General features: G+C 71.2%; 20 protein-coding genes. 3 read left to right on the top strand and 17 right to left on the bottom strand.

Features of this window, described 5'->3' with window-relative positions:
* Position 1 precedes the first annotated feature (1 nt).
* From AC07EJ_RS29195 to AC07EJ_RS29135, 13 genes are all read right to left on the bottom strand, one after another.
* A complete protein-coding gene (locus AC07EJ_RS29195) occupies positions 2–850 on the bottom strand; it encodes a TatD family hydrolase (protein ID WP_389484421.1) in 849 nt (282 codons plus the stop codon).
* Positions 850–1,497: an EboA domain-containing protein gene (locus AC07EJ_RS29190; protein ID WP_389484423.1), complete on the bottom strand. Its 648-nt coding sequence runs from the start codon at positions 1,495–1,497 to the stop codon at positions 850–852. The genes AC07EJ_RS29195 and AC07EJ_RS29190 overlap by 1 nt, the downstream gene beginning before the upstream one ends.
* Positions 1,494–2,345: a sugar phosphate isomerase/epimerase family protein gene (locus AC07EJ_RS29185; RefSeq protein WP_393583369.1), complete on the bottom strand. Its 852-nt coding sequence runs from the start codon at positions 2,343–2,345 to the stop codon at positions 1,494–1,496. Before AC07EJ_RS29185 ends, AC07EJ_RS29190 begins: the two co-directional genes overlap by 4 nt.
* Positions 2,342–3,247, bottom strand: a complete 906-nt coding sequence (locus AC07EJ_RS29180; protein ID WP_389484425.1) for an SCO3242 family prenyltransferase — start codon at positions 3,245–3,247, stop codon at positions 2,342–2,344. The genes AC07EJ_RS29185 and AC07EJ_RS29180 overlap by 4 nt, the downstream gene beginning before the upstream one ends.
* A complete protein-coding gene (locus AC07EJ_RS29175) occupies positions 3,244–4,371 on the bottom strand; it encodes an inositol-3-phosphate synthase (protein ID WP_393583372.1) in 1,128 nt (375 codons plus the stop codon). Before AC07EJ_RS29175 ends, AC07EJ_RS29180 begins: the two co-directional genes overlap by 4 nt.
* A 95-nt stretch (positions 4,372–4,466) precedes the next feature.
* A complete protein-coding gene (locus AC07EJ_RS29170) occupies positions 4,467–5,816 on the bottom strand; it encodes a ThuA domain-containing protein (protein ID WP_389482950.1) in 1,350 nt (449 codons plus the stop codon).
* 15 nt (positions 5,817–5,831) lie between these two features.
* Entirely contained in the window at positions 5,832–8,285 is a 2,454-nt protein-coding gene (locus tag AC07EJ_RS29165) for a PQQ-dependent sugar dehydrogenase (protein WP_393583374.1), read from the bottom strand.
* A gap of 215 nt (positions 8,286–8,500) precedes the next feature.
* On the bottom strand, positions 8,501–9,505 hold the full coding sequence (locus AC07EJ_RS29160) for a sugar phosphate isomerase/epimerase family protein (RefSeq protein WP_389482955.1): 1,005 nt from the start codon (positions 9,503–9,505) through the stop codon (positions 8,501–8,503).
* A 13-nt stretch (positions 9,506–9,518) separates the two neighbouring features.
* Entirely contained in the window at positions 9,519–10,721 is a 1,203-nt protein-coding gene (locus AC07EJ_RS29155) for a Gfo/Idh/MocA family protein (RefSeq protein ID WP_389482957.1), read from the bottom strand.
* Positions 10,722–10,776: 55 nt separating this feature from the next.
* Complete coding sequence (locus AC07EJ_RS29150; protein ID WP_389482958.1) at positions 10,777–11,820, bottom strand: substrate-binding domain-containing protein; 1,044 nt, start codon at positions 11,818–11,820, stop codon at positions 10,777–10,779.
* A 20-nt stretch (positions 11,821–11,840) separates the two neighbouring features.
* Positions 11,841–12,851: an ABC transporter permease gene (locus AC07EJ_RS29145; protein WP_389482960.1), complete on the bottom strand. Its 1,011-nt coding sequence runs from the start codon at positions 12,849–12,851 to the stop codon at positions 11,841–11,843.
* Between the two features lie 64 nt (positions 12,852–12,915).
* A complete protein-coding gene (locus AC07EJ_RS29140) occupies positions 12,916–14,427 on the bottom strand; it encodes a sugar ABC transporter ATP-binding protein (RefSeq protein WP_389482963.1) in 1,512 nt (503 codons plus the stop codon).
* A gap of 98 nt (positions 14,428–14,525) precedes the next feature.
* The gene (locus AC07EJ_RS29135; protein WP_362901674.1) at positions 14,526–15,707 is read right to left on the bottom strand and encodes an ROK family transcriptional regulator; all 1,182 of its coding nucleotides are present in this window, start codon (positions 15,705–15,707) and stop codon (positions 14,526–14,528) included.
* A 209-nt stretch (positions 15,708–15,916) separates the two neighbouring features.
* Here AC07EJ_RS29135 and AC07EJ_RS29130 point away from each other — a divergent pair, with 209 nt between their 5' ends.
* Positions 15,917–17,101 carry a low temperature requirement protein A gene (locus tag AC07EJ_RS29130; RefSeq protein WP_389482966.1) on the top strand — a complete coding sequence of 395 codons (1,185 nt, stop codon included), beginning with the start codon at positions 15,917–15,919 and terminating at the stop codon, positions 17,099–17,101.
* Positions 17,102–17,159: 58 nt separating this feature from the next.
* On the opposite strand, the gene AC07EJ_RS29125 is transcribed toward AC07EJ_RS29130, so the two are convergent.
* From AC07EJ_RS29125 to AC07EJ_RS29110, 4 genes are all read right to left on the bottom strand, one after another.
* Complete coding sequence (locus AC07EJ_RS29125; RefSeq protein ID WP_389482968.1) at positions 17,160–17,837, bottom strand: GntR family transcriptional regulator; 678 nt, start codon at positions 17,835–17,837, stop codon at positions 17,160–17,162.
* Positions 17,838–17,968: 131 nt separating this feature from the next.
* A complete protein-coding gene (locus tag AC07EJ_RS29120) occupies positions 17,969–18,916 on the bottom strand; it encodes a beta-ketoacyl-ACP synthase III (protein WP_478885364.1) in 948 nt (315 codons plus the stop codon).
* A gap of 146 nt (positions 18,917–19,062) precedes the next feature.
* Positions 19,063–19,200: an MFS transporter small subunit gene (locus AC07EJ_RS29115; protein WP_199841638.1), complete on the bottom strand. Its 138-nt coding sequence runs from the start codon at positions 19,198–19,200 to the stop codon at positions 19,063–19,065.
* The gene (locus tag AC07EJ_RS29110) at positions 19,166–20,503 is read right to left on the bottom strand and encodes an OFA family MFS transporter (protein WP_393583386.1); all 1,338 of its coding nucleotides are present in this window, start codon (positions 20,501–20,503) and stop codon (positions 19,166–19,168) included. Before AC07EJ_RS29110 ends, AC07EJ_RS29115 begins: the two co-directional genes overlap by 35 nt.
* A gap of 191 nt (positions 20,504–20,694) precedes the next feature.
* Here AC07EJ_RS29110 and AC07EJ_RS29105 point away from each other — a divergent pair, with 191 nt between their 5' ends.
* Together AC07EJ_RS29105 and AC07EJ_RS29100 are read left to right on the top strand one after the other, a co-directional pair.
* A complete protein-coding gene (locus AC07EJ_RS29105) occupies positions 20,695–21,672 on the top strand; it encodes a 2-dehydropantoate 2-reductase (RefSeq protein ID WP_393583388.1) in 978 nt (325 codons plus the stop codon).
* Positions 21,669–23,609, top strand: coding sequence for a molybdopterin oxidoreductase family protein (locus tag AC07EJ_RS29100; RefSeq protein ID WP_393583390.1), 1,941 nt, complete (start codon positions 21,669–21,671; stop codon positions 23,607–23,609). Before AC07EJ_RS29105 ends, AC07EJ_RS29100 begins: the two co-directional genes overlap by 4 nt.
* Positions 23,610–23,614: the final 5 nt, after the last annotated feature.

The following is a 23,614-nucleotide window of genomic DNA, read 5'->3' as shown; positions in this document are numbered from 1 at the left end:
CTCACGCCCCGCCGCGCAGGATGGAGTTGCCCTCGTGGGTGGCGTCGGTCCCGGCGACCTCGAGGTCGAGCCGGCCGCTGAGGCCGTAGAACGCGACGGGGTTGCGCCACAGGACGCGGTCGACGTCGTCCTCGGTGAAGCCCGCCTTCAGCATCGCGTCGGCGACCTTGCGCGTCTTGAGGGGGTCGCTCTTGCCCCAGTCAGCGGCCGAGTTGACGAGGACCTGCTCGGGTCCGTACTCGGTGAGGATCGCGACCATCCGCTCCTCGTCCATCTTGGTGTCGGGATAGACGGAGAACCCGAGCCAGCAGCCCGCGCCCTTGGCCTCCTTCACCGTGGTCTCGTTGAGGTGGTCGATCAGGACCCGGTCGAGCGGCAGGTCCGACTCGCGTACGACGTCCAGGGTGCGGCGCAGTCCGGCGAGCTTGTCGCGGTGCGGAGTGTGCACGAGCGCGGGGAGTTCGTGGTCGGCGGCGAGCTGGAGCTGCGCGGCGAGCGCGGTGTCCTCGGCGGGCGTCATGGAGTCGTAGCCGATCTCGCCCACGGCGACGACGTTGTCCTTGACGAGGTAGCGCGGCAGCGCGTCGAGGACGGGTGCGCAGCGCGGGTCGTTCGCCTCTTTGGGGTTGAGGGCGAGCGTGCAGTGGTGGGCGATCCCGTACTGCGCGGCGCGGAACGGCTCCCAGCCGAGGAGGGCGTCGAAGTAGTCGAAGAACGAGGCGGGCGAGGTGCGGGGCTGGCCGAGCCAGAAGGACGGCTCGACGATCGCCCGGACGCCCGCGGCGTACATGGCCTCGTAGTCGTCGGTGGTGCGCGACGTCATGTGGATGTGCGGGTCGAAGATGCGCATCAGGACTCCTCGGCCTTGGGGGGAGGGGGCACGACCAGGGGGGTCAGGGCCAGTACGCGGTGCAGGTCGTCGGGGACGGGGCGGCCCGCGGCGGTGCGCTCGCGCGCGTAGTCGCCGAGCATGCGGGCGAGTTCGGCGTCGCCCCGGGAGCGTTCGGCGAGATCGGCGACGGCGGACACCGGGACTCCGGTGAACAGGCACTTCAGGACGGCGTGCCGCCAGTGGTGCGCGGTGAGGTGTTCGGCGGCGTAGGGGCCGACGGCGGCGGCGACGAGGCGGGTGTCGTTCGCGCGCAGCGCGTCCTCGACGAGGGGCAGCGCTTCGGGTCCCGTGACGAGGTGGGGCAGGGCCGCGAGGACGGCGCGGCGTTCGGCGGCGGCGCCCTGTTCGTAGAGGCGGGTGAGGGTGGCGGTGTCGGCGCGGGCCGCGTGCAGGAGGATGATGCGGGCGCTGTCGGCGTGCTCGGCGCCACAGCGGCGTCCTGCTTCGGCGAACCTCAACTCCCATGGGGCTGATGCTTGTTGACCGCCCGTGTCATGTGTCGCCGCCTCCGTCGTGGCCTTGTCGAGCCACGTGCGGGCGGCTTCACCGAGGGCGGCCTCGGTGCGGGCGCGGAGGGCCCCGATGCCGGGAGGTGTGTCGGTCATGGGGTGCCTCCTTCGGCGGCGGCGCGCAGGAACCGCAGGGATTCCTCCGCGAGTTGGGGTCCCGCGTGGGAGTGGCGGGGCAGTTCCACGACCGTCAGTCCTTGGTAGCCGGTGGCTTCGAGGGCTTCGAGCACCGGCGGGAAATCGATCTCGCCGTCGCCGAACGGGAGGTGTTCGTGGACGCCGCGCCGCATGTCCTCGATCTGTACGTGCTTCAGCCAGGGAGCTGCCTTGCGCACGCAGTCGGCGGGCGGCAGCGGCTCCAGGCACTGGCAGTGGCCGATGTCCAGGGTGAGGCCGAGCGCTTCGGGGCCGCCGAACTCCTCGCGGAGGTAGTGGAAGTCGGCGAGTGTGGCCAGGAGGTGGCCGGGCTCGGGCTCGATGGCGAGCGGGATGCCGGCGGCGCCGGCCGCGTCGAGGACGGGGGCGAGCGCATCAGCGAGCCGCTTCCACGCGGTGCCGTCGTCCGTGCCGTCCGGGGTGATGCCGCTGAAGCAGTGCACGGCGTGGGCGCCTAGGTCGGCGGCCACCTGCACGGCCCTGATGAGGAGCCGGGTGCGGGCGGCCCTCGCGTCGGGGTCGGGGTCGAGGAGCGAGGGGCCGTGCTTGCGGCGCGGGTCGAGGACGTAGCGGGCGCCGGTCTCGACGGTGACGGTCAGGCCGTGCCGGTCGAGGGCGCGGGCCACCTGCCGGGTGCGGGTGCGGAGGTCGGGGACCAGGGGGTCCAGGTGCATGTGGTCGAGGGTGAGGCCGACGCCGTCGTAGCCCAGGTCGGCGAGGACGGCGAGGGCGTCCTCCAGGCGGAGGTCGGTCAGGCCGTTGGTGCCGTATCCCCAGCGGATCGTCATGTGACGCTCACCTTCGGGGCGATGCGGGCCAGTTGGGACAGGGACGCGGTGGCCAGGGCGGTCAGGGGTGCTCCCGCGCGGGCCGCGAGGGCCGCCTGGAGGGGGATCATGGCGCGGATGCCTCCGCCCACCGCCCGCTGGGTCAGGGGCGGCGAGGGGTTGAGGGTGGCGTGGAAGTAGGGGCGGGCCGCGGTGGCCGCGTAGACGGCGGCCAGGGCGGCTGTGGTGGAGCCCGACAGGCCGGGGGCGGCTGCTACCCGCCGGCCTGCCGGGAGTCGTGGGGCGCGCCCGGTGAACCGGGTCAGCGCGAGGGTCGCGGCGAGCGCGCCCAGGGGGGCCTTGACGTCTCCGCCCTGGGTTTCGTTGCGGGACACCGCGGTGACGGCGAGGGTGTGGGCGGCCAGGGTCGTGGCCGCGGGCAGGGCCGCCCGATGCAGGCGGCCCGAGGTCGCCGCCGCTCCCAGCAGCACGTCGAGCCCTCGCGCCGCCGCCATCGCCACCGGTCCCGCCGGGGTCCTCTTCAGGCCCAGGTCGTACGCCCAGACCGTCGCCGCCAGGGCGCCGGCAAGGGCGGTGGCCGGGCGGCCTGCCCGGTACGCCAGTGCCAGGCCACCCGCCGTGAAGGCGCCCGCTGCCGCGAGGGCCGCTGCGGGGCGGATTCGCCCTGACGGCAGCGGGCGGTGCGGGCGGTCCACGGCGTCCTCGGCGCGGTCCGCCCAGTCGTTGAGGGCCATGCCCGCCTCGTAGAGGCACAGGGACGACCCGATGGCCAGGAACGTGCCGCGACCGGGGCGCAGGCCGGCCGCCGACGCCCCCGCGAGCGCGTCGCCGGGGACCGTGAACAGGGCGGGCAGGCGCAGGAGTTCGGCCCAGGCCCGCAGGTGCTGTGCGCGGCCGCTCACCGCAGGCGTCCCGCGAAGCCCACCAGCGTCGCGTACTGCTCGGCGAGCGCGGGGGACGCGTCGCCGTCGGGGTCCTTGAAGTAGAAGCCGAGTTCCGGCAGGGGTCCCTCGACGCCCTTCTCGTGGGCGCGCAGGAGGAGACGGGCCAGGTCGAGGACGAGGGGGGCGGCGAGCGCGGAGTCGCAGCCCTGCCAGATCGTCTGGAGGATCATGCGGGAGCCGAGGAACCCGTCGAAGGCGATGTGGTCCCAGGCGGTCTTCCAGTCCCCGAGCGCGGGCACGTCGTCGATGTGGACCTCGCCCTCGGGCGCGGCTCCGAGCGCGTCGGCGAGGACGCGTTCCTTGCCCGCGTTCTTCGCCGCGGCGGCGCCGGGGTCGGCGAGTGCGGCGCCGTCACCGCCGCCGAGGAGGTTGGTGCCGGACCAGGCCCGCACGGTCAGGGAGCGCTGGAGGAACATCGGCGCGAGCACGGAGCGCAGGAGGGTCTGGCCTGTCTTGCCGTCGCGGCCCGCGTGGGGCAGTCCGCTGGTGGCGGCGGGCTCGGCCAGCGCGGGGTGGTGCAGGCCGGTGGAGGGGGTGAAGTTGACGTACGGGCAGCCCGCGCGCAGAGCGGCCGCCGCGTAGAGGGAGCTGGCGGGCAGCCGGCTGCTGTCGGGGGCGGGTTCCGTGGACGCGACGTTCACGACGACGGCGCCCGCGAGGCCGCCGCGCTCGACGAAGTCGCTGATGTCGGCGGCGAAGTCGGCGATGAGTTCGTCGTCGGGGCGGGAGTCCCCCGGCTGGGGGCCTCCCGGGCGTATCTCCCGGTCGGCGGCGGCGAGTTCGGCGCCGACCGCGGCCGGCAGGCCGTGCGGCAGGACGCCTCCGGCGGCGAGGTGTTCGGCACGTTTGGGCAGCGGACAGTCGACGGTGTCGTGCCCGCCGAAGACGAGTGACGACAACGTTGGCAGACCGGCGCCGGCGAAGGGTTCGGTCTCGGTGACCATGCCGGTCGGGGGGTGCAGGCCCGCGCCGACGGCGGCGCAGCCCGCGACCGCGGTGGTGGCGACGGAGCCACGGGCCCCGATGAGCCACACACCGTATCGAGGAGAGCGGGCGGTGGGGGACGTGGGTTCGGCGGACATGGGCAGCCTCCTTGTCGTACGCGAACCTGGAGCCGGAGTTGCGGTGGTGGTGTGAGGCGGCGGGCGGGGGTCCGGCGTCCCCCGCCCGCCGCCGTCTAGGGGGTGTCCGGCTTCGCGGGCAGGTCCTTGACCCGGATGTCCCGGAAGGACACCTGGTCGTCGTCGCCGTGGTTCTGGATCCCGACGTACCCGTCGCGCAGGCTCCGGGCGGGGTCGGTGTTGGTGAAGTCGTTGACCTTCACGCCGTTGAGCCAGATCCGCAGGTGTTCGCCCTCGACCCGGATCTCGTACGTGTTCCACTCCCCCGGCGGGTTCAGCGCACGGTCGCGCTTCTTCACGTCGGCGGACTGGAAGCTGTAGACGGACCCGGTGGTGCGGTCGGGTGCGTCGGTCGCGTCGATCTGGACCTCGTAGCCGTTGTTCACGGCCGACCAGGGGTCGTCGGACTCCGGGAAGCCCACGAAGACACCGGAGTTGTCGTCCCCGGCCATCTTCCAGTCGAGCTTCAGGGAGTACGAGCCGAGCGGGCGGCCCGCGTACCAGAGCATTCCCATGCCGCCGGACGAGGTGAGCGTGCCGTCGTCCGAGAGCTCGAAGGAGCCGGGTCCGGCCTGCTTCCAGTCCTTGAGCGACTCGGCGGTCCCGTCGAACAGGGACGTGTAGCCGCTCTCGGGCCGGCAGTCGGCCTGCGCGGCGCCACTGGCCCAGCGGATCCCGCCGAGCAGGTGCTGCCGGAAGGCCGGGTCGGCGTAGGACTCCTTGGTGTGGCCGGCGCCGGTGTAGAAGGAGCGGCCGCCCCGGTAGTTCTGGCACCAGGAGATGGGGTGGTCGCCCGCCATGGTGCCGCCGGTGTACGACGACTCGTCGAGCGAGGCGAGGACGTGGGCGTGCTCGCGCGGGTTGGAGCGGTAGTTGTACCACTCGTCCGTGCGGTTCCACGTCGGGGCGAGGTGGGCGGTGGCCGGGTTGCCCCGGTCCTCGACCTTGACGGTGGCGGGCTGGATCGCCGGGTGATCCTGGAAGTAGGCGCCGGCGAGGCCGCCGTAGAACGGCCAGTCGTACTCGGTGTCGGCGGCCGAGTGGACGCCGACGTAACCGCCGCCCTTCGCGATGTAGTGCTCGAAGGCCTTCTGCTGACCGTCGCCGAGCACGTCACCGGTGGTGGACAGGAAGACGACGGCGTCGTAGCGGCGCAGGTTGGCGTCGGTGAAGGCGCCGGCGTCCTCGGTGGCGTCGACCGCGAAGCCGTTGGCCGCGCCCAGGTCCTGCACGGCGGCGATCCCCTCGGGGATCGAGTCGTGGCGGAAGCCCGCGGTCTTGGAGAAGACCAGGACCCGGCCCCCCGCCCCCGCGTCCCCCGGTGAGGAGGACGCGGGAGCGGAGACACAGCCGATGAGCAGGGCGGCCGCGGAGGCCGCGAGCGCGATACGGGTGGAGCTGCGCACAGTCCTGCTCCTTCCTCAGCTGGTGGTGAAGGTGAAGTCGTCCACGTCGAAGAGGGCGTCGGTGCCCGAACCCTTGAAGACCAGGAAGAGCGTCGTGGTCTTGGCGGGCGCCTTGCTGATGGTGCCGGTGACGTCCTTGTACGTCTCCCAGGACCCGGTGGGTTCGACCTTGGTGCTGCCGAGGAGGCGTCCGGTGGCGGAGCCGCTGCGGATCTCCAGCGTGCCGCCGCTGCCGGCGGACGCGACGCTCGCGCTGAACGACTTGACGTTGCTCAGGACGTACGGCTTGAAGGAGATCCAGTCGCCGTTGTTGATGTCGCCGACCGTCTTGCCGCCCTCCGCCGGGGTGTGGGCGGTGATGCTGACGCCCTTGGAGTCGCCGTAGTGCTCGGCCTGGCGGTGCTTCTGCTGGGTGACGCTCTGGTCGTGGGTGGTCAACGCCGGCTGGCCGTTGGCACCCTGGTCGGTGTACTCGGCGTCGAAGACCCCGAAGATGTTGGCGTTCGGGTCGTGCTCGCTGTCCGCGGAGGTCTTGATGGTGCCGGAGCAGCCGTTGGCCGAGGTGATCGGGTGGCCGTGGCTGTCGTGGCCGAGGATGTGCGTGACCTTGACCTTGGAGCAGTCGATCGTCCCGTCCTCGGGGTCGGTGACCTTCACCTTGAAGGGCACCTCGTCACCGAAGGTGAACAGCTGCCCGTCCGCGGGGAGTTCGAGGGTCACCTTGGGCGCGGTGTTGCCGACGACGAGGTGGGTGTCGGCGCTGCCGGTGCGGCCCGTCGCGTCCTTGGCGGTGACGGTCGCGGTGTAGGTGCCGTTCTTCTTGTACGTGTGGCTGGGGGCGGCGCCCGTGCCGGTGGTGCCGTCGCCGAAGTTCCAGGAGTACGTCAGCGCGTCGCTGTCGGCGTCGGTCGCGGTCGAGGAGAAGCGGGCCTTGAGCGGGGCCTGGCCCGAGGTCTTGTCGACCTTGGCGTCGACGACGGGCGAGTGGCCGTCGGTCGCGTTCTCGATGCGGTAGAGGCCGGAGTTCTCGTCACCGCCGAACCAGGACAGGCCGTAGTCCAGGACGTACAGGGCGCCGTCCGGTCCGAAGGCCATGTCCATCACCTGCGTGCCGGTCCACGGGAACGGGTTGATCTTGGAGACCTTGCCGTCGCCGTCCTGCTCGATCCGCTTGATCCACTGCCGGCCGAACTCACCGGCGAAGAAGTTGCCGTCGTAGGCCTCGGGGAACTTCACGGGCGAGGTGTTCGCCGCGTCGTAGCGGTAGACAGGGCCACCCATCGGGGACTCGGAGCCGGTGCCGAACTCGGGCACGGAGCCGCCGTCGTAGGGGATCCAGGCCGGCTGCGCGGGCGGCAGGTCGACGATGCCCGTGTTGTGCGGCGAGGTGTTCTTCGGCGCGGCACAGTCGAAGGCGGCGCCGGACGTCTTGGTGGCGAAGTCGTAGTCGATGTACGCGTCGTTGTTGCCGGTGCAGTACGGCCAGCCGAAGTTGCCGGCCTTGGTGATGCGGTTGAACTCGACCTGGCCCGCGGGGCCGCGCTTCGGGTCGGCGGTGCCGGCGTCGGGTCCGTAGTCACCGACGTAGACGATGCCGGTCGGCTTGTCGACGCTGATCCGGAACGGGTTGCGGAAGCCCATCGCGTAGATCTCGGGGCGTGTTTTAGCCGTGCCCGGGGCGAAGAGGTTGCCGTCGGGTATGGAGTACGTGGCGTCGTCGTTGACCTTGATGCGCAGGACCTTGCCGCGCAGGTCGTTGCTGTTGCCGGCCGAACGCCGGGCGTCGTAGGCCGGGTTGCGGGTGGCCTGCTCGTCGATCGGTGTGTAGCCGTCGGAGGAGAAGGGGTTGGAGTCGTCGCCCGTCGACAGGTAGAGGTTGCCGTCCTTGTCGAAGTCGATGTCTCCGCCCACGTGGCAGCAGATGCCGCGCGAGGTGGGGATCTCCAGGATCTTCTTCTCGCTGGCGTTGTCGAGCGTGCCGTCCGCGTTGAGCACGAAGCGCGAGAGCTGGTTGTGGCCGTCGAAGGGCTTGAAGTCCGCGGCCGTGCCGTCGTTCGGGGCGTCGCCCGCGGGGGTGTCGAGCGGCGGCGCGTAGTAGAGGTAGATGAAGTGGTTGTCGCTGAACTTCGGGTCCACGCCGACGCCTTGGAGGCCCTCTTCGTCGTGGGAGTAGACGTCGAGCTTGCCGGCGACCTTGGTGGTGCCGTTCTCGTCGGTCAGGCGCAGGACGCCGTCGCGCGAGGTGTGCAGGACCTTGCGGTCCGGCAGGACGGCGAGCGACATGGGCTCGCCGACCTCTTCGGCGCCCTTGGCGAGGGTGACCTGCTGGAAGTCTTCCGCGGCGGCCGCGGCGTCGGGGGCGGGCGCCGCGCCGGCGTGCGGGGCGCCGATCGCGAGTGAGGCTCCGGCGAGAAGTGAGCCGGTGAGGAGTGCGAGTGCCTTGCGGAATCTCGGGCGTTTCCTGTGCACGGAGTTCCTCCGGAAAAGGGCGTGCGTACGGACGGGGGCGTGTCGCGCATGCGCTCTGCGGGTGCGATCGGTACGCCGGGGTGCGCCGTCACCCCGGAACTGTGCATGTCCTGTACAACATTGGACCGTAGCCACGTTTGTCCGGGACGGAAAGCCCTTGCACAGCAAAGGAGTTGACTTTCTCCCCGTGCAGGACAAACGTGGCCGTCGGGCCGCTAGTCGGAGCCGCCGAAGGCCGCGTCGAAGGACGCGGTGGGCGGCTCGAAGTCGAACGCCTTGAGGTGCCTGAGCGCCTCGGGGGCGCCCTGGAGCCGGTCCATGCCGGCGTCCTCCCACTCGACCGAGACGGGCCCCTCGTAGTCGATGGAACGCAGCATCCGGAAGACGTCCTCCCAGGGCACGTCGCCGTGGCCCGCGGAGACGAAGTCCCAGCCGCGCCGCGGGTCGCCCCAGGGCAGATGGGAGCCTAGGCGGCCGTTGCGGCCGTCGAGGCGGCGCCGGGCCTCCTTGCAGTCGACGTGGTAGATCCGGTCACGGAAGTCCCACAGGAAGCCGACCGGGTCGAGGTCCTGCCACACGAAGTGGCTGGGGTCGAAGTTCAGGCCGAAGGCGGCCCGGTGGTCGACGGCGTCGAGGGCGCGCTGCGTGGTCCAGTAGTCGTACGCGATCTCGGACGGGTGGACCTCGTGGGCGAACAGGACGCCGTTCTCGTCGAAGACGTCGAGGATGGGGTTCCAGCGGTCGGCGAAGTCCTGGTAGCCACGCTCGATCATCGATTCGGGCGCGGGCGGGAACATGGCGACCAGGTGCCAGATGGACGAGCCGGTGAAGCCGATGACGGTGTCGACGCCGAAGGCCGCCGCGGCGCGCGCGGTGTCCTGCATCTCGGCCGCGGCCCGCCGCCGTACGCCCTCGGCCTCGCCGTCGCCCCAGATGCGGGCCGGCAGGATCGCGCGGTGGCGCTCGTCGATGATCGCGTCGCACACCGCCTGCCCTACGAGGTGGTTGGAGATCGCCCAGCACTTGAGGCCGTACTTGTCGAGCAGGGCGCGGCGCGAGTCGAGGTAGCCGGGGTCCGCGAGGGCCTTGTCGACCTCGAAGTGGTCGCCCCAGCAGGCGAGTTCGAGACCGTCGTAGCCGAAGTCGCGGGCCAGCCTGCACACCTCTTCGAGCGGCAGGTCGGCCCACTGTCCGGTGAACAGGGTGAACTGGCGTGGCATGAGCCGTGCCTCCTCAGACCGGGATGGGGGTGTAGACGGAGTTCTTGAGCGCGCTCTCCTCCACGGCGGCGAGCACGCGCTGCACGCGCAGGCCCTCGGCGAAGGACGGTTCGGGCTGGCGGCCGGCCGCGATGGCGTGGACCAGATCGCGGGCCTGGTGCACGAAGGTGTGCTCGTAGCCGAGGCCGTGGCCCGGCGGCCACCAGGCCTCCAGATAGGGGTGGTCGGGCTCGGTGACGAGGATGCGGCGGAAGCCCGCGCTGACCCCGGGTTCGGTGTGGTCGTGGAACGAAAGCTCGTTGAGCCGTTCCAGGTCGAAGGCCAACGAGCCCTTCTCGCCGTTGAGTTCGATGCGCAGCGCGTTCTTGCGGCCGGACGCGAAGCGGGTCGCCTCGAAGGAGCCGAGCGCCCCGGAGGCGAAGCGGGCCGTGAAGAGCGCCGCGTCGTCCACCGTCACCGGGCCGCGCCCGGCCCCGCTGCCGCCCGCCGCGAGTCCGGCCGACGCCCCCTCCAGGATCGGCCGTTCCCGTACGAACGTCTCGGTGAGCGCCGAGACCCCGACCAGGGACTCCCCCGCCAGGAACTGCGCGAGGTCGACGGCGTGCGCGCCCAGGTCACCGAGGGCGCCCGAGCCCGCGTACTCCTTCTTCAGCCGCCAGGTGAGCGGGAAGTCGGGGTCGACGAGCCAGTCCTGGAGGTAGGAGACGCGCACGTGGCGCAGGGTGCCGAGGCGGCCCTCCTCGACCATGCGGCGGGCGAGCGCGGTGGCGGGGACGCGTCGGTAGTTGAAGCCGGTCATCGCCAACTGGCCGCGCGCACGAGCCCGTTCGGCTGCCTCGACCATCGCCTCGGCCTCGTCCACCGTGTTGGCGAGCGGTTTCTCGCACAGGACGTGCTTGCCCGCCTCCAGGGCGGCGACGGCGATCTCCGCATGGCTGTCGCCCGGGGTGCAGATGTCGACGACGTCGACGTCGTCCCGGGCGATCAGCGCCCGCCAGTCCGTCTCGGCCGCGGCCCAGCCAAGCCGGTCGGCCGCGGCGCGCACTGCCTGCCCGTCCCGGCCGCAGACGGCCGCGAGGACCGGGCGCAGCGGCAGGTCGAAGACCCGGCCCACGGTGCGCCAGCCCTGGGAGTGGGCGGCGCCCATGAAGGCGTATCCGACCATGCCGACACCCAGGGGGCGCGGCCTTGTCCCGGGCTCCTCAGTCGTGCCCATGCAGTAGTCCTCCTCGTCGACGCCGGTCCCGCGAGATGCGCTGTGGGGGCATCCATCACTTGAAGCCGGTCGGCATGTACTGGGCGACGTTGTCCTTGTCGACGACCGCCGAGAAGAGCGTCACGTGGGCCGGGATCTCGAACTCGGCCATGCCGCTGACGCCCTTGCCCTGACCGAGGGCACGCGCGAGGTCGATCGCGGAGGCGGCCATGGTCGGCGGGTAGAGGACGGTCGCCTTGAGGACGCTGTTGCCGGCCTCGATGGCCTGCATGGCGGAGAGCGCTCCGGCGCCGCCCACCATCAGGAAGTCGTCGCGTCCGGCCTGCTTGATGGCGCGCAGGGCGCCGACACCCTGGTCGTCGTCGTGGTTCCACAGGGCGTCGAAGTTCTTCTGCGCCTGGAGGAGCTGCGACATCTTCGCCTGGCCCGACTCGACGGTGAACTCGGCGGCCTGGCGGGCGACCTTCTTGATGTTCGGGTAGTTCTTCAGGGCGTCGTCGAAGCCCTGGCTGCGCTGCTTGGTCAGCTCCAGGTTGTCGAGGCCCGCGAGCTCGACGACCTTGGCGTTCTTCTTGTCCTTGAGCTGCTCGCCGATGTAGTTGCCGGCGCTCAGGCCCATGCCGTAGTTGTCGCCTCCGATCCAGCAGCGGTACGCCTGCGGGGTGTTGAAGATCCGGTCGAGGTTGACGACGGGGATCCCGGCGCGCATCGCCTTCAGGCCGACCTGGGTGAGGGCCTTGCCGTCGGCCGGCAGGATCACCAGGACGTCGACCTTCTTGTTGATGAGCGTCTCGACCTGCCCGATCTGCGCGGCGGTGTCGTTCGAGCCCTCCGTCGCCTCCAGGGTGACGTCGGAATACTTCTTGGCGCGCTCGGTGGCGTTGTCGTTGATCGCGTTCAGCCAGCCGTGGTCGGCCTGCGGTCCCGCGAACCCGATGGTGACGTGCTTGCCCGGCTTGTCGTCCGCGGCGGGCTTGTCGTTCGCCGCGGGCTTCGCTTCCTTGGGCTCGTTGCTCGTGCAGGCGGTGAGCAGTCCGCCCGTGGTGACGGCGGCTGCCGCCCCGAAGAGCAGTCCTCTGCGGCTCGTGGTCTCTGGCATGTCGGTGGGCCCTTCCCGGGTCAAGAAGTGGTGGTGGAGGTGCGTCGCTGGACCAGGACCGCGGCGACGATGATCGCCCCCTTGGCGATCTCCTGGACGTCGCTCTGCAGATTGTTGAGCGCGAAGATGTTGGTGATCGTGGTGAAGATCAGTACGCCGAGCACGGAGCCGGTGATGGTGCCCCGGCCGCCGGTGAGCAGGGTGCCGCCGATGATCGCGGCGGCGATGGCGTCGAGTTCGTAGAGGTTGCCGTTCGTGTTCTGGCCCGAACCGGCCAGGACGATCAGGAGGAAGGCCGCGATGCCGCAGCACAGGCCCGACAGGAGGTAGAGGTAGAGGCGCTGGCGGCGCACGTCGATGCCGGCGAGCCGCGCGGCCTCGGCGTTGCCGCCGACGGCGACGGAGCGGCGGCCGAACGTCGTACGGTTCAGGACCAGCCAGCCGACGACCGTGACGGCGGCGAAGACGAGGACGAGCGGCGGGATGCCGAGGATGTAGGCGTCGCGCTCGCCGAGCTTGAGGACGCTTTCCACGGAGACGGTCTGCGTCTTGCCGTCGGTGATCTGGAGGGCGAGGCCGCGGCCCGACGCGAGCATCGCGAGGGTGGCGATGAAGGGGACCATCCCGCCGTACGCGATGAGCAGTCCGTTGACCAGGCCGCAGCCCACCCCCACGACGACGGCGGTGAACAGGATTCCGGCGAAGCCGTAGTCCTGCGTCGCGACGGTGGTGGCCCAGACGCTTGCGAGGGCGACGATCGCGCCGACCGACAGGTCGATGCCGCCGGAGATGATCACGAAGGTCATGCCCACGGTGACGACACCGATGACGGATGCCTGCGTGAGGATCAGCTGCACGTTGTTCGTGTCGAGGAACGAGTCGGGCTGGGTGATGCCGCCGATCAGGACGAGGACGGCCAGGACGCCCACCAGGGAGAGGGTCCGCATGTCCAGGCGGAAGCCTCTCGGGCGGGACCCGGCGGGCGCGGTCTTCGGGGTGGCGGGCCGGGCGGGGGATGTGGGCTGGGTCATGGTGCCGGGCTCCCTTCGTCTGCGGGTTTGTTGTGGCGGGCGTTCTGCGCAGTTCCCCGCGCCCCTATCGGCCCCCGGCGAGGACCAGGTCGAGCACTCTGTGTTCGTCGAGTTCCGTCGCCGGCGACTCGTGGACCACCGCGCCCTCTCTCAGCACCAGGACCCGGTCCGCGAGGCCGAGGACCTCCGGGACCTCGCTGGAGACCATGAGGACCGCGAGGCCGTCGTCGGCGAGGCGGCGGATGACGGCGTAGAGCTCGGCGCGGGCGCCGACGTCCACGCCGCGGGTCGGCTCGTCGAGGAGGAGGACGCGGCAGCCGCGCAGGAGCCAGCGGGCCAGGACGGCTTTTTGCTGGTTGCCCCCGGAGAGGGTGCGCACCGGCGCGGACGGGTTGTCGGGGCGCAGGGACAGCTCGCGGGTCGCGGCCCGCGCGGCGTCGAGTTCCTTGCCGCGGTCCAGCCAACCCCCGTACGAGAAGCGGGACATGGAGGAGACGGAGACGTTGTTGGTGACGGACTCCAGCATGAGGAGTGCCTGCGCCTTGCGCTCCTCGGGGGCGAGGCCGAGGCCGGCACGGACGGCGGCGCGGACGCTGCCGGGACGCAACACCTTGCCGTCGACGACGACTTGTCCGGTACTCGCCTTGCGGGCGCCGTAGATCGTCTCCAGGATCTCGGAGCGCCCCGAGCCGACGAGCCCCGCGAGGCCGACGATCTCGCCGGGCCGCAGTTCGAGGTCGAGCGGCGCGAACTCCCCTTGCCTGGACAGGCCCTTGACGGTGAGTACGGGTTCGGCGAGCGGGGGTCCCGAGGGGCGCTCGGGGAACACGTACTCGACGTTCCGGCCGGTCATGAGGGCGACCACGTCGCGGGTGGGCGTCTCCTTGGCGGGCAGTCCGCCGGCGACGGCCCGGCCGTCCTTGAGGACGGTGACGCGGTCACCGATCCGGCGGATCTCCTCCAGGCGGTGCGAGATGTAGACGACGGCGACGCCGTCGGCGGTGAGGGAGTCGACGATGCGGAAGAGGTTGTCGACCTCGTCCGGGTCGAGGGCGGCCGAGGGTTCGTCCATGACGATGAGGCGGACGTCGTGGGAGAGCGCACGGGCCATGGACACGATCTGCTGCTGGGCCGCCGAGAGGTCCCCGACGAGGGTGCCGGGGCTGATCTCGCCGTGCCCAAGTCGCTTGAGGAGTGCGGCGGTTGTGGTGCGGGCGTCGCGTCCGCGGACCACGAATCCGGCGGTGGTCGGCTCGTGCCCGAGGTAGACGTTCTCGGCGACGGACAGCCCCTGAACCAGGTCGAGCTCCTGGTAGATGGTGGCGATGCCGAGACGCATCGCGGCGATCGGCGACTTGAGCACCGTGCGCTCGCCGCGCCAGGTGATCGTGCCGTCGTCGGGCTGGTGGGCGCCGGCGAGGACCTTGATGAGGGTGGACTTCCCCGCGCCGTTCTGGCCGAGGAGGCAGTGCACCTCACCGGCCAGGACCTCCAGGTCCACGCCGTCGAGGGCGCGGACGCCGGGGAACGACTTGGTGATGCCGGACATGGTGAGCAGGGGTGGTTCCGGTGCCATGAGTGATCCCCTCGGCGGATGCGGGCCGGTGCCAGGGCAGGGCGGAGCTGAGCGCCGTACTGGTGTGGTGATCGCGTGCGGTGTTACGCAGGGCGGTGCTACGCCGGTGAGAACAGGTGGTCGCTGATCAGGCGGGCCGCGCCGATGACTCCGGCGGTGGGGCCGAGCTCGCCCAGGACGATGGGGAGGTTGCCGGTCGCCAGGGGCAGCGACTGGCGGTAGACCTGGGTGCGCAGGGCGGCGAGCAGCGTGTGGCCGAGGCCGGTCACGCCACCCCCGATCACCACGAGGCCCGGATTGAAGAAGCTGACGAGTGAGGCGATGACCTGCCCGGTGCGGTTGCCGCCCTCGCGGATGAGATCGAGTGCGGTGGCGTCACCGGCGGCGGCCGCGACGGCCACGTCGGCGGCGCTGAGCTTTCCGGCCGCCTCCAGCAGGGCTGCGAGTTCGTCGGAACGGCCCTCGCGGGCGGCCTCCTCGGCGTCGCGGGCGAGTGCCGCGCCGCTGAAGTAGGCCTCCAGGCAGCCCTTGTTGCCGCAGGCGCACTGGCGTCCGTCGGGCTCGACCTGGATGTGGCCGATGTCGCCGGCGCTGCCCGTCGTGCCGCGGTAGACCTCTCCGCCGACGACGATGCCGCAGCCGATGCCCGTGCCGATCTTGACGCAGAGGAAGTCGCGCGCGGAGCGGGCGACGCCCGCGTGCTGCTCCCCCATCGCCATCAGGTTCACGTCGTTGTCGACCATGACCGGGCAGCCGAGTTCCTGACTGAGGGCCTCGCGGACGGGGAAACCGTCCCAGCCCGGCATGATCGGCGGCGCGACCGGGACGCCCTCGGGGAACCTGACGGGTCCGGGGACGCCGATCCCGGCTCCGTCGAACCCCTCGGCGAGCCCGGAAGCCCTCAACTTGGCTGCCATCGCGAGCACTTGCTCGAAGACGGCGACCGGACCCTCGCGGACGTCCAGGGGCTGGTTGATGTGCCCGAGGACTTCCAGTTCGGCGTTGGTGACGGCGACGTCGACCGAGGTCGCGCCGATGTCGACGCCGAGGAAGCGCAGTTCGGGGGCGAGTCGGATGTTGTGGGAGCGGCGCCCGCCGCGCGAGGCGGCGAGTCCGTCGGCCACGACGAGGCCCGTCTCCAGGAGCCGGTCCACCTCGACGGCCAGCTTCGACCGCGAGAGGTCGATCTGATCGCCCAGCTGGGCACGGGAGTTGGGTCCGCCGTCGCGCAGCAGACGCAGCAGGCGCGCCTGGTGCGCGTTCGCGGGTCGAGCCGTCATGCGTCTCACGTGCCCCTCCCCGCCTCACCGGGCCGCCTGTCGTCCCGTCTTCGGGCTTTCGAGGGGAACGTAGCAGTGCTTGCCGGGAGTGGGAAGAAGTTGCGCAGCAATTACCCATGACTTTCTCCAGTGACAGGACAAAGAGCCGGGAGGGAAGATCCGCGTACCCTGTCGCTCGCACAACTGGCGGACGTCGCAAGGGGGTTGGAATGCCGGAGAGCACACGCGCGCCGGAGGAGCGGAGAGGGGAGCGGCCCGCCCCGGAACTGCGGGTCAGCACGCTGGAGCTCTTCTTCGACCTCGTCTTCGTCTTCACACTGACGCAGATCACCGTGCTGCTCGCGCACGACCTGTCGTTCGCCACGGCGGGGCGCGTCGTCCTCATCTTCGTCGTGCTGTTCTGGATGTACGGCGCCTACGCCTACCTCACCAACCAGGTGCCGCCGGACCGGCCCTCACGCAGGCTGCTGCTGATCGTCGGGATGGGCGCGTTCCTGGTGTGCGCGCTCGCCGTCCCGCGCGCGTTCACCGACGGCGGCGTGGTCTTCGGCCTCGGGTTCCTGCTGGTCGTCGTGGTGCACAGCGCGCTGTACACGCGCAGCCACGGACGGGACGTGATCTGGTACGCGGTGCCGAACGCGCTGGCCGCGCTCGCCGTGACGACGGCCGGGTTCTTCCACGGGCTCGCCGCCGACGCGTGGTGGGTGCTCGCGATCGTGCTGCAGATCGTGACGCCGTTCCTCGCGCAGGCCGGCCCCCGCGGCCGCGGCGGGCGCACGACGGACGACCTCAGGGGCCAGCTCGGCGGCCTGGATCCGGGGCACTTCGTGGAGCGCCACGGCCTGCTCCTGATCATCGCCTTCGGTGAGTCCGTCATCGCGATCGGCATCGGCATCGGCGACCAGCCGCTGACGGTGGGCCTGTTCGGCGGCGCGTTCCTGGCGCTCGCGGTCGCGGTCGCGCTGTGGTGGACGTACTTCGTACGGGACGAGGGGGCGGCCGAGGAGACGTTCCGGGCCGCAGAGCCCGCGCGCCGGTTCCGCCTCGCGATGAACGCGTACTACTACGCCTTTCTGCCGATGCTGCTCGGGGTCGCGTTCCTCGCGGCGGGCGTGAAGAAGTCGCTCGGCCATCTCGGTGAGCATCTGCACACCGGTCCCGCGCTCGCGCTCGCGGGCGGTGTCGCCCTGTTCCTCGCCGGCGATGTCGCGTTCAGGACCGCGCTGCGGCTCTCCCCGCGCGCGTTCCGGGCGGGGGCCGTGCCGGTGGTACTCGCCACGGCGCTGCTCGGGGTCCGGGTGGCCGCCGTGGCGGAACTCATCGCGCTGGTCGTGATTCTGGTGGTGATGCTGGCGGCGGAGGCACGGGGCCTGTCGGGGCGTTCTTCCGGGTGACGGGTCGGCTGTGGCCGGCCGCGAGCAAAGCCCGCGCCCCCTTCAGGGACGCGGGCCCCTACGACTGGTCGCGCCGGTGGTACGTCTCGCGTGTGTGCTCGGTGTGGGCGCGCATGACCGACGTCGCCCGCGCCTCGTCCCGCTGCGCGATCGCCGCGATCAGCTCGCGGTGCTCGATCCAGGACTGCTTGCCGCGCTGGCGGGCCACCGGCTGGTAGTACCAGCGCACCCGGCGGTCCACCTGTCCGGCGAGCTCGCCGAGGACGACGTTCCCCGCGAGTTCCATGACCTTGGCGTGGAAGGCTGCGTTCGTGGCCACGACGAGTTCCACGTCGCCGTCGGCGACGGCCTGCTCGCCCGTGGCGCACAGCTCTTCGAGTGCGGTGATCCCGGCCTTGCCGGCGTTCGCTGCGGCAAGGCGGGCCGCCTCGGCCTCCAGCAGCGTGCGGACCGTGAGGAGCTGGTCCGCCTCGTCCTCGGTCGGCTCGTGCACGAAGGCGCCCTGCGCCGGACGGAGATCGACCCAGCCCTCCGTGTTCAGCCGCTGGAGCGCCTCGCGCACGGGCTGCCTCGACACCCCGAGGTGCCCGGCGAGTTCGCTCTCGACCAGGTGCTGGCCCGGCTGAAGTGCACGCGTCGTGATCAGTTCGAGCAGCGCCTCGTAGACCCGCTCGCGCAGCGGTCCGGGGCGCTCGAGCTTGGGCACCGCCCCCTGCGGCAGTCCTGTGGACAACATCGCGGTCCCCCTCCTGGGCAACGGAGAAGCCAGTATGAATTGGCTTTCGTCTACAGTCTACCGAGCACAATGGCCAGTAGGGGCGGGAGTCGGTCTCGTCACACCCGTGAACGCCGCGAAATCACGCCTGCTCAGGGGCAGCGGACGACCTGGCCCGCGTAGGACAGGTTCCCGCCGAATCCGAAGAGCAGCACCGGCTGGCCGCTGCGGATCTCGCCGCGCTCGACGAGCTTGGAGAAGGCGAGCGGGATGCTCGCGGCGGACGTGTTGCCCGAGTCGACGACATCGCGTGCGACGACGGCGTTCACCGCGCCGATCTTCTCGGCGAGCGGCTCGATGATCCGCAGGTTCGCCTGGTGCAGGACGACGCCGGCCAGATCGGCGGGCGTGTACCCGGCCCGCTCGCACGCCGCGCGGGCCAGCGGCGGCAGCTGCTGCGTCGCCCAGCGGTAGACGCTCTGGCCCTCCTGCGCGAAGCGCGCCGGCTCGCCCTCGATGCGGACTGCGTTGCCCATCTCGGGCACGGAACCCCACAGGACCGGCCCGATGCCCGGCTCGGCGCCGGGCGGGCAGGCCTCGATCACGACGGCGCCCGCGCCGTCGCCGACGAGGACGCAGGTCGTGCGGTCCGTCCAGTCGGTGACCGCGGACATCTTGTCGGCGCCGATCACCAGGGCGCGCGTCGCGGCGCCCGCCCGTACGGCGTGGTCGGCGGTGGCGAGGGCGTGCGTGAAGCCCGCACACACCACGTTGACGTCCAGCGCGGCGGGCGAGGGCACGCCGAGGCGGTGCGCGACGCGCGCGGCCATGTTCGGCGAGCGGTCGACGGCGGTGGAGGTGGCGACCACGACGAGGTCGATGTCGCCGGCCGTCAGCCCCGCCGACGCGAGGGCCTTCGCCGCGGCGTGGGCGGCCAGCTCGTCGACCGGCTCGTCGGGACCCGCGATGTGACGGGTCCGGATGCCCACGCGGCTGCGGATCCACGCGTCGTCGGTGTCCACCATGGCCACCAGGTCGTCATTGGTGAGGACCCTGGAGGGCTGGTAGTGGCCAACGGCGGCGATGCGCGAACCGGTCATGGGTGGGTCCCCTCGCTGTTCGAGATACGGATCCACCAGTTTGGTGAGCGACTCACGGGTACGAGGACGTGTAAAGCGACAGGATTGGGGCGCCCTGGTTGGAGGGTGCCCCACATCTCCCTGCGGCGTCCGGGGTCCGCCACGCTCTACCCCGTGAAGAGCTGCCTCGCCTTCTGTACGAGTTCGTACAGGCCGTACGCCAGCGGCACCCCGACCCACAGCCAGGCGAACAGGGTGAGCGCGCGGCGGCTAGGCGGACTGCCGGCGCTCTGCGGCTGCGTCATCGGTGGCCTCCCTCGGGGCGGGGATGTGGTGGCGGGCGTGGACGGGACGGATCAGCTCGTTCGCGACGAAGCCGACGACGAGCAGGCCGATCATGATCGTGAAAGACAGGCCGTAGAGGTCCTGACCGTGCTTGCCGGCCTCTTCCTGGCTGTCGGCGACCCGGTTGACGATCAGCGGGCCGAGGACTCCGGCGGTGGACCACGCGGTGAGCAGCCGGCCGTGGATCGCGCCGACCTGGTAGGTGCCGAAGAGGTCCTTGAGGTACGCGGGGACGGTGGCGAAGCCACCGCCGTAGAAGGAGAGGATCACCAGCGCGCAGCCGATGAACAGGGGCTTGGAGGAGTCGCCGAAGCGGGCGATCAGGAGGTACATGACGGCGCCCACGCCCAGGTAGAGGCGGTAGACGTTCTTGCGGCCGATCAGGTCGGAGGCGGAGGACCAGCCGATGCGGCCCGCCATGTTCGCCGCCGACAGGAGCGCGACGAAGCCGGCGGCCGCGGAGACGCCGACGGGGGTGGCGCTGTCCTTGAAGAAGTCCGTGATCATCGGAGCGGCCTTCTCCAGGATGCCGATGCCCGCCGTCACGTTCATGCAGAGCACGAGCCACAGGCACCAGAACTGAGGGGTACGCACGGCACTGCGGGCCGAGACCTGCACCCCGTCGAGCGGCGCCGGCGCCCCCGCCTTGCGGGCCCCTTCCGTGCGGGGCACCCGCACGAGGAGCACCCCGAGTGACATGAACACGGCGTACGCGAGTCCGTGCACGAGGAACGCGAGGGCGATGCCCGAGGAGTCGGCGCCGAAGGACTCCAGCATCTGCGCGGACCACGGGGAGGCGATCAGCGCGCCGCCGCCGAAGCCCATGATCGCGATGCCGGTGGCCATGCCGGGCCGGTCGGGGAACCACTTGATCAGGGTCGACACCGGCGAGATGTAGCCGATGCCGAGGCCGATCCCGCCGACGAAGCCGTAGCCGAACACGATCAGCCAGAACTGTCCGGTGGCGGCGCCGAGCGCGGAGATCAGGAAGCCGGAGGAGAAACAGACGAGAGCGACGGTCATCGCCCAGCGCGGGCCGTTGCGCTCGACGAGCGTGCCGCCGAAGGCCGCGGAGAGGCCGAGCATCACGATGCCGAGCTGGAAGGGGAGGGCGCTCTGGGTTCCGCTGAGGTGCATGGCGGACTCGAGCGGGGGCTTGAAGACGCTCCAGGCGTAGGCCTGGCCGATGGAGAGGTGGACGGACAGAGCGGCGGGCGGAACGAGCCAGCGGCTCCAGCCGGTTGGCGCGACGGGGGGCCTCATGATCCCGAACGGTAGGGAGCCGTGCGGGAGTTGGGAAGAGCGCGCGCCGGAATCCGTACACGGTATGCGATGCGCCACCTCTTGTCGGCCCATCTTCCATACTGTAGACAATATTCCATCGACAGTCCGACGGTCCTCCGCACTCTCCTCCCGTGAGAGCAGGAGCCCTCGACCGAACGGAGCTCGCCATCGTGAAAGTCGCAGTCCTCGGCGCCGGTGCGATCGGCGCCTACGTCGGAGCCGCGCTGCATCGCGCCGGCGCCGACGTGCATCTCGTCGCCCGTGGACCGCACCTCGCGGCCATGAGGCAGCACGGCGTCCAAGTACGCAGCCCCCGCGGTGACTTCACCGCCCGTGCCCACGCGACCGACGACCCCTCGGGGATCGGCCCGGTCGACTATGTCTTCCTCGGCCTCAAGGCCAACTCGTACGCGGCGTGCGGGCCGCTCATCGAGCCACTGCTGCACAGCTCGACGGCCGTGATCGCGGCCCAGAACGGCATCCCCTGGTGGTACTTCCACCGGCACGGCGGCCCGCACGACGGGCAGCGCGTCGAGAGCGTGGATCCCGGCGGCGCGGTCAGTGCGGTGCTCGCGCCCCGGCGGGCCATCGGCTGTGTCGTCTACGCGGCGACGGAGCTCGAAGGGCCCGGCGTCGTACGCCACCTCGAGGGAACCAGGTTCTCCATCGGGGAGCCCGACCGCTCGGTGTCGGACCGGTGCCTCGCGTTCAGTCAGGCGATGCAGGCCGGCGGCCTCAAGTGCCCGGTCGAGCCCGAGCTGCGCAGCGACATCTGGATCAAGCTGCTCGGCAACATCTCGTTCAACCCGATCAGCGCGCTGTCCCGCGCGACCATGCGGCAGATGTGCCTGCACGGCGGCACGCGCCGGGTCATCGAGATCATGATGACCGAGACGCTCGCCGTCGCGGGGGCGCTGGGCTGCCGGCCGGACATCTCCGTCGAGCGGCGCCTCGCCGGCGCCGAGCGCGTCGGCGACCACCGCACCTCGACACTCCAGGACCTGGAGCGCGGCAAACCGCTCGAGCTCGACGTGCTGCTCGCGGCCGTCGTGGAACTGGCGGAGATCACCGGCGTCCCGGTCCCGACGCTCCGCACCGTCCACGCCATCTCGGATCTGCTCGCCGACCGCATGAGGAGCGCGGCATGAAGAAGCGGGACCGCACCCCGAAGACGTACACCCGCCTCACCCATCCCCTCGTCCGGGACTCCCGGGACGAGCCGCTGCGCCGCGCCACCTGGGACGAGGCGCTGGCCAGGGCCGCGGACGGGTTCCGCCGCGCCAAGGAGGCGCACGGCCCGGACGCGTTCGCGATGCTGTCCTGCGCCCGCGCCACGAACGAGATGAACTACGTGGCGCAGAAGTTCACGCGCGTCGTGATGGGCACCAACAACGTCGACTCGTGCAACCGCACGTGCCACGCCCCGAGCGTCGCGGGCCTGTCCGCGGCCTTCGGCTCGGGCGGCGGCACCTCCTCGTACGAGGAGGTCGAGCACACCGACCTCATCGTGATGTGGGGCTCCAACGCCCGCTTCGCGCACCCGATCTTCTTCCAGCACGTCCTGAAGGGGATCAGGAACGGGGCACGGATGTACGCGGTCGATCCGCGCCGCACCTCGACCGCCGAGTGGGCGGAGAGCTGGCTCGGCATCAACGTCGGCACGGACATCCCGCTCGCCCACGCCGTCGGCCGCGAGATCATCCACGCGGGCCTGCACAACAAGGCGTTCATCGAGCGGGCCACGACCGGCTTCGACGCGTACGCCGAACTGGTCGAGCCGTGGACCCTCTCCCTCGCCGAGAAGGTCACGGGCGTGCCCGCCGCCGCCATCCGCGACCTCGCGCACGCCTACGCCACCGCCGAGCGCGCCCAGCTGTGCTGGACCCTCGGCATCACGGAGCACCACAACGGCACGGACAACGTACGGGCGTTGATCAATCTGTCGCTGCTCACCGGACATGTCGGCCGCTACGGCTCCGGCGTCCAGCCCCTGCGCGGGCAGAACAACGTCCAGGGCGGCGGCGACATGGGCGCCATCCCCAACCGCCTGCCCGGCTTCCAGGACATCCTCGACAGCGCACACCGCATCAAGTTCGAGCGCGCGTGGGGCACGGCCATCCAGCCGCGGTACGGCATGACGCTCACCGACATGTTCGAGGCGATGGAGCACGGCGAGCTGCACGCCGTGTACTGCATCGGCGAGAACCCCGCCCAGTCCGAGGCCGACAGCGAGCAGGCGGTACGCCGACTCGCGGCCCTCGACCATCTGGTCGTGCAGGACATCTTCCTGACGAAGACAGCCGAGATGGCCGACGTGGTCCTGCCCGCGACCGCCGCCTGGGCGGAGACCGACGGCACAACGACCAACAGCGAGAGGCGAGTTCAGCGCGTGCGCGCCGCGCTCACCCCGCCCGGCGAGGCCCGCGAGGACATCGACATCATCTGCGAGCTCGCCGCGCGGCTCGGCCACGACTGGAAGTTCGCCGACTCCGAGGCCGTCTGGAACGAGCTGCGTGACCTGTCGCCGGACCACTTCGGCATGACGTACGACCGCCTGGAGGAGCACCAGGGCCTCCAGTGGCCGTGCCCGGACCTGGAGGTCCTGCCGTCGAGCTTCCTGCACGGGAGGCTGTGGGAGCAGGATCCGGCGCTGCGCGGCCGTGCGGCGCCCTTCGGGATCGTCGCGCACGACCCGCCGGTGGACCTGACGGACGAGTCGTTCCCGATCCGCCTGACGACGGGCCGGCGCCTCGATTCGTACAACACCGGTGTACAGAGCGGGAGTTTCGCCTCCCCGCTGCGGCGCGGCGAGTACGTCGAGCTGTGCCCGGAGGACGCGGAGCGGTACGGCGTCGTGGTGGGCGAGGAGGTCAGGGTGTCCTCGCGGCGCGGCGTGGTGGTGGCTCCCGTGTGGGTCGACCCGGCGCTGCGGCCCGGCCTCGCGTTCATGACCATGCACTTTCCCGACGAGGTGGACACCAACCAGCTGACGATCGAGGCGAACTGCCCGATCGCGGGGACGGCGGAGTTCAAGGCCTCGGCGATCCGTATCGAGAAGCTGCCCGTCGCGGCCGTGAGGAGCTGAGGCAG

This window comes from Streptomyces sp. NPDC045026, assembly GCF_056432625.1.
Note: the sequence above shows the minus strand (reverse complement) of the source record. Positions and strands in the feature narration are given on the sequence as shown.

Coding starts and splice junctions, on each gene's coding strand:
- AC07EJ_RS29195 (WP_389484421.1), bottom strand. CDS start 850: ATGCGCATCTTCGACCCGCACATCCACATGACGTCGCGCACCACCGAC.
- AC07EJ_RS29190 (WP_389484423.1), bottom strand. CDS start 1,497: ATGACCGACACACCTCCCGGCATCGGGGCCCTCCGCGCCCGCACCGAG.
- AC07EJ_RS29185 (WP_393583369.1), bottom strand. CDS start 2,345: ATGACGATCCGCTGGGGATACGGCACCAACGGCCTGACCGACCTCCGC.
- AC07EJ_RS29175 (WP_393583372.1), bottom strand. CDS start 4,371: ATGTCCGCCGAACCCACGTCCCCCACCGCCCGCTCTCCTCGATACGGT.
- AC07EJ_RS29160 (WP_389482955.1), bottom strand. CDS start 9,505: ATGCCACGCCAGTTCACCCTGTTCACCGGACAGTGGGCCGACCTGCCG.
- AC07EJ_RS29155 (WP_389482957.1), bottom strand. CDS start 10,721: ATGGGCACGACTGAGGAGCCCGGGACAAGGCCGCGCCCCCTGGGTGTC.
- AC07EJ_RS29150 (WP_389482958.1), bottom strand. CDS start 11,820: ATGCCAGAGACCACGAGCCGCAGAGGACTGCTCTTCGGGGCGGCAGCC.
- AC07EJ_RS29145 (WP_389482960.1), bottom strand. CDS start 12,851: ATGACCCAGCCCACATCCCCCGCCCGGCCCGCCACCCCGAAGACCGCG.
- AC07EJ_RS29140 (WP_389482963.1), bottom strand. CDS start 14,427: ATGGCACCGGAACCACCCCTGCTCACCATGTCCGGCATCACCAAGTCG.
- AC07EJ_RS29135 (WP_362901674.1), bottom strand. CDS start 15,707: ATGACGGCTCGACCCGCGAACGCGCACCAGGCGCGCCTGCTGCGTCTG.
- AC07EJ_RS29130 (WP_389482966.1), top strand. CDS start 15,917: ATGCCGGAGAGCACACGCGCGCCGGAGGAGCGGAGAGGGGAGCGGCCC.
- AC07EJ_RS29125 (WP_389482968.1), bottom strand. CDS start 17,837: ATGTTGTCCACAGGACTGCCGCAGGGGGCGGTGCCCAAGCTCGAGCGC.
- AC07EJ_RS29120 (WP_478885364.1), bottom strand. CDS start 18,916: ATGACCGGTTCGCGCATCGCCGCCGTTGGCCACTACCAGCCCTCCAGG.
- AC07EJ_RS29115 (WP_199841638.1), bottom strand. CDS start 19,200: ATGACGCAGCCGCAGAGCGCCGGCAGTCCGCCTAGCCGCCGCGCGCTC.
- AC07EJ_RS29110 (WP_393583386.1), bottom strand. CDS start 20,503: ATGAGGCCCCCCGTCGCGCCAACCGGCTGGAGCCGCTGGCTCGTTCCG.
- AC07EJ_RS29100 (WP_393583390.1), top strand. CDS start 21,669: ATGAAGAAGCGGGACCGCACCCCGAAGACGTACACCCGCCTCACCCAT.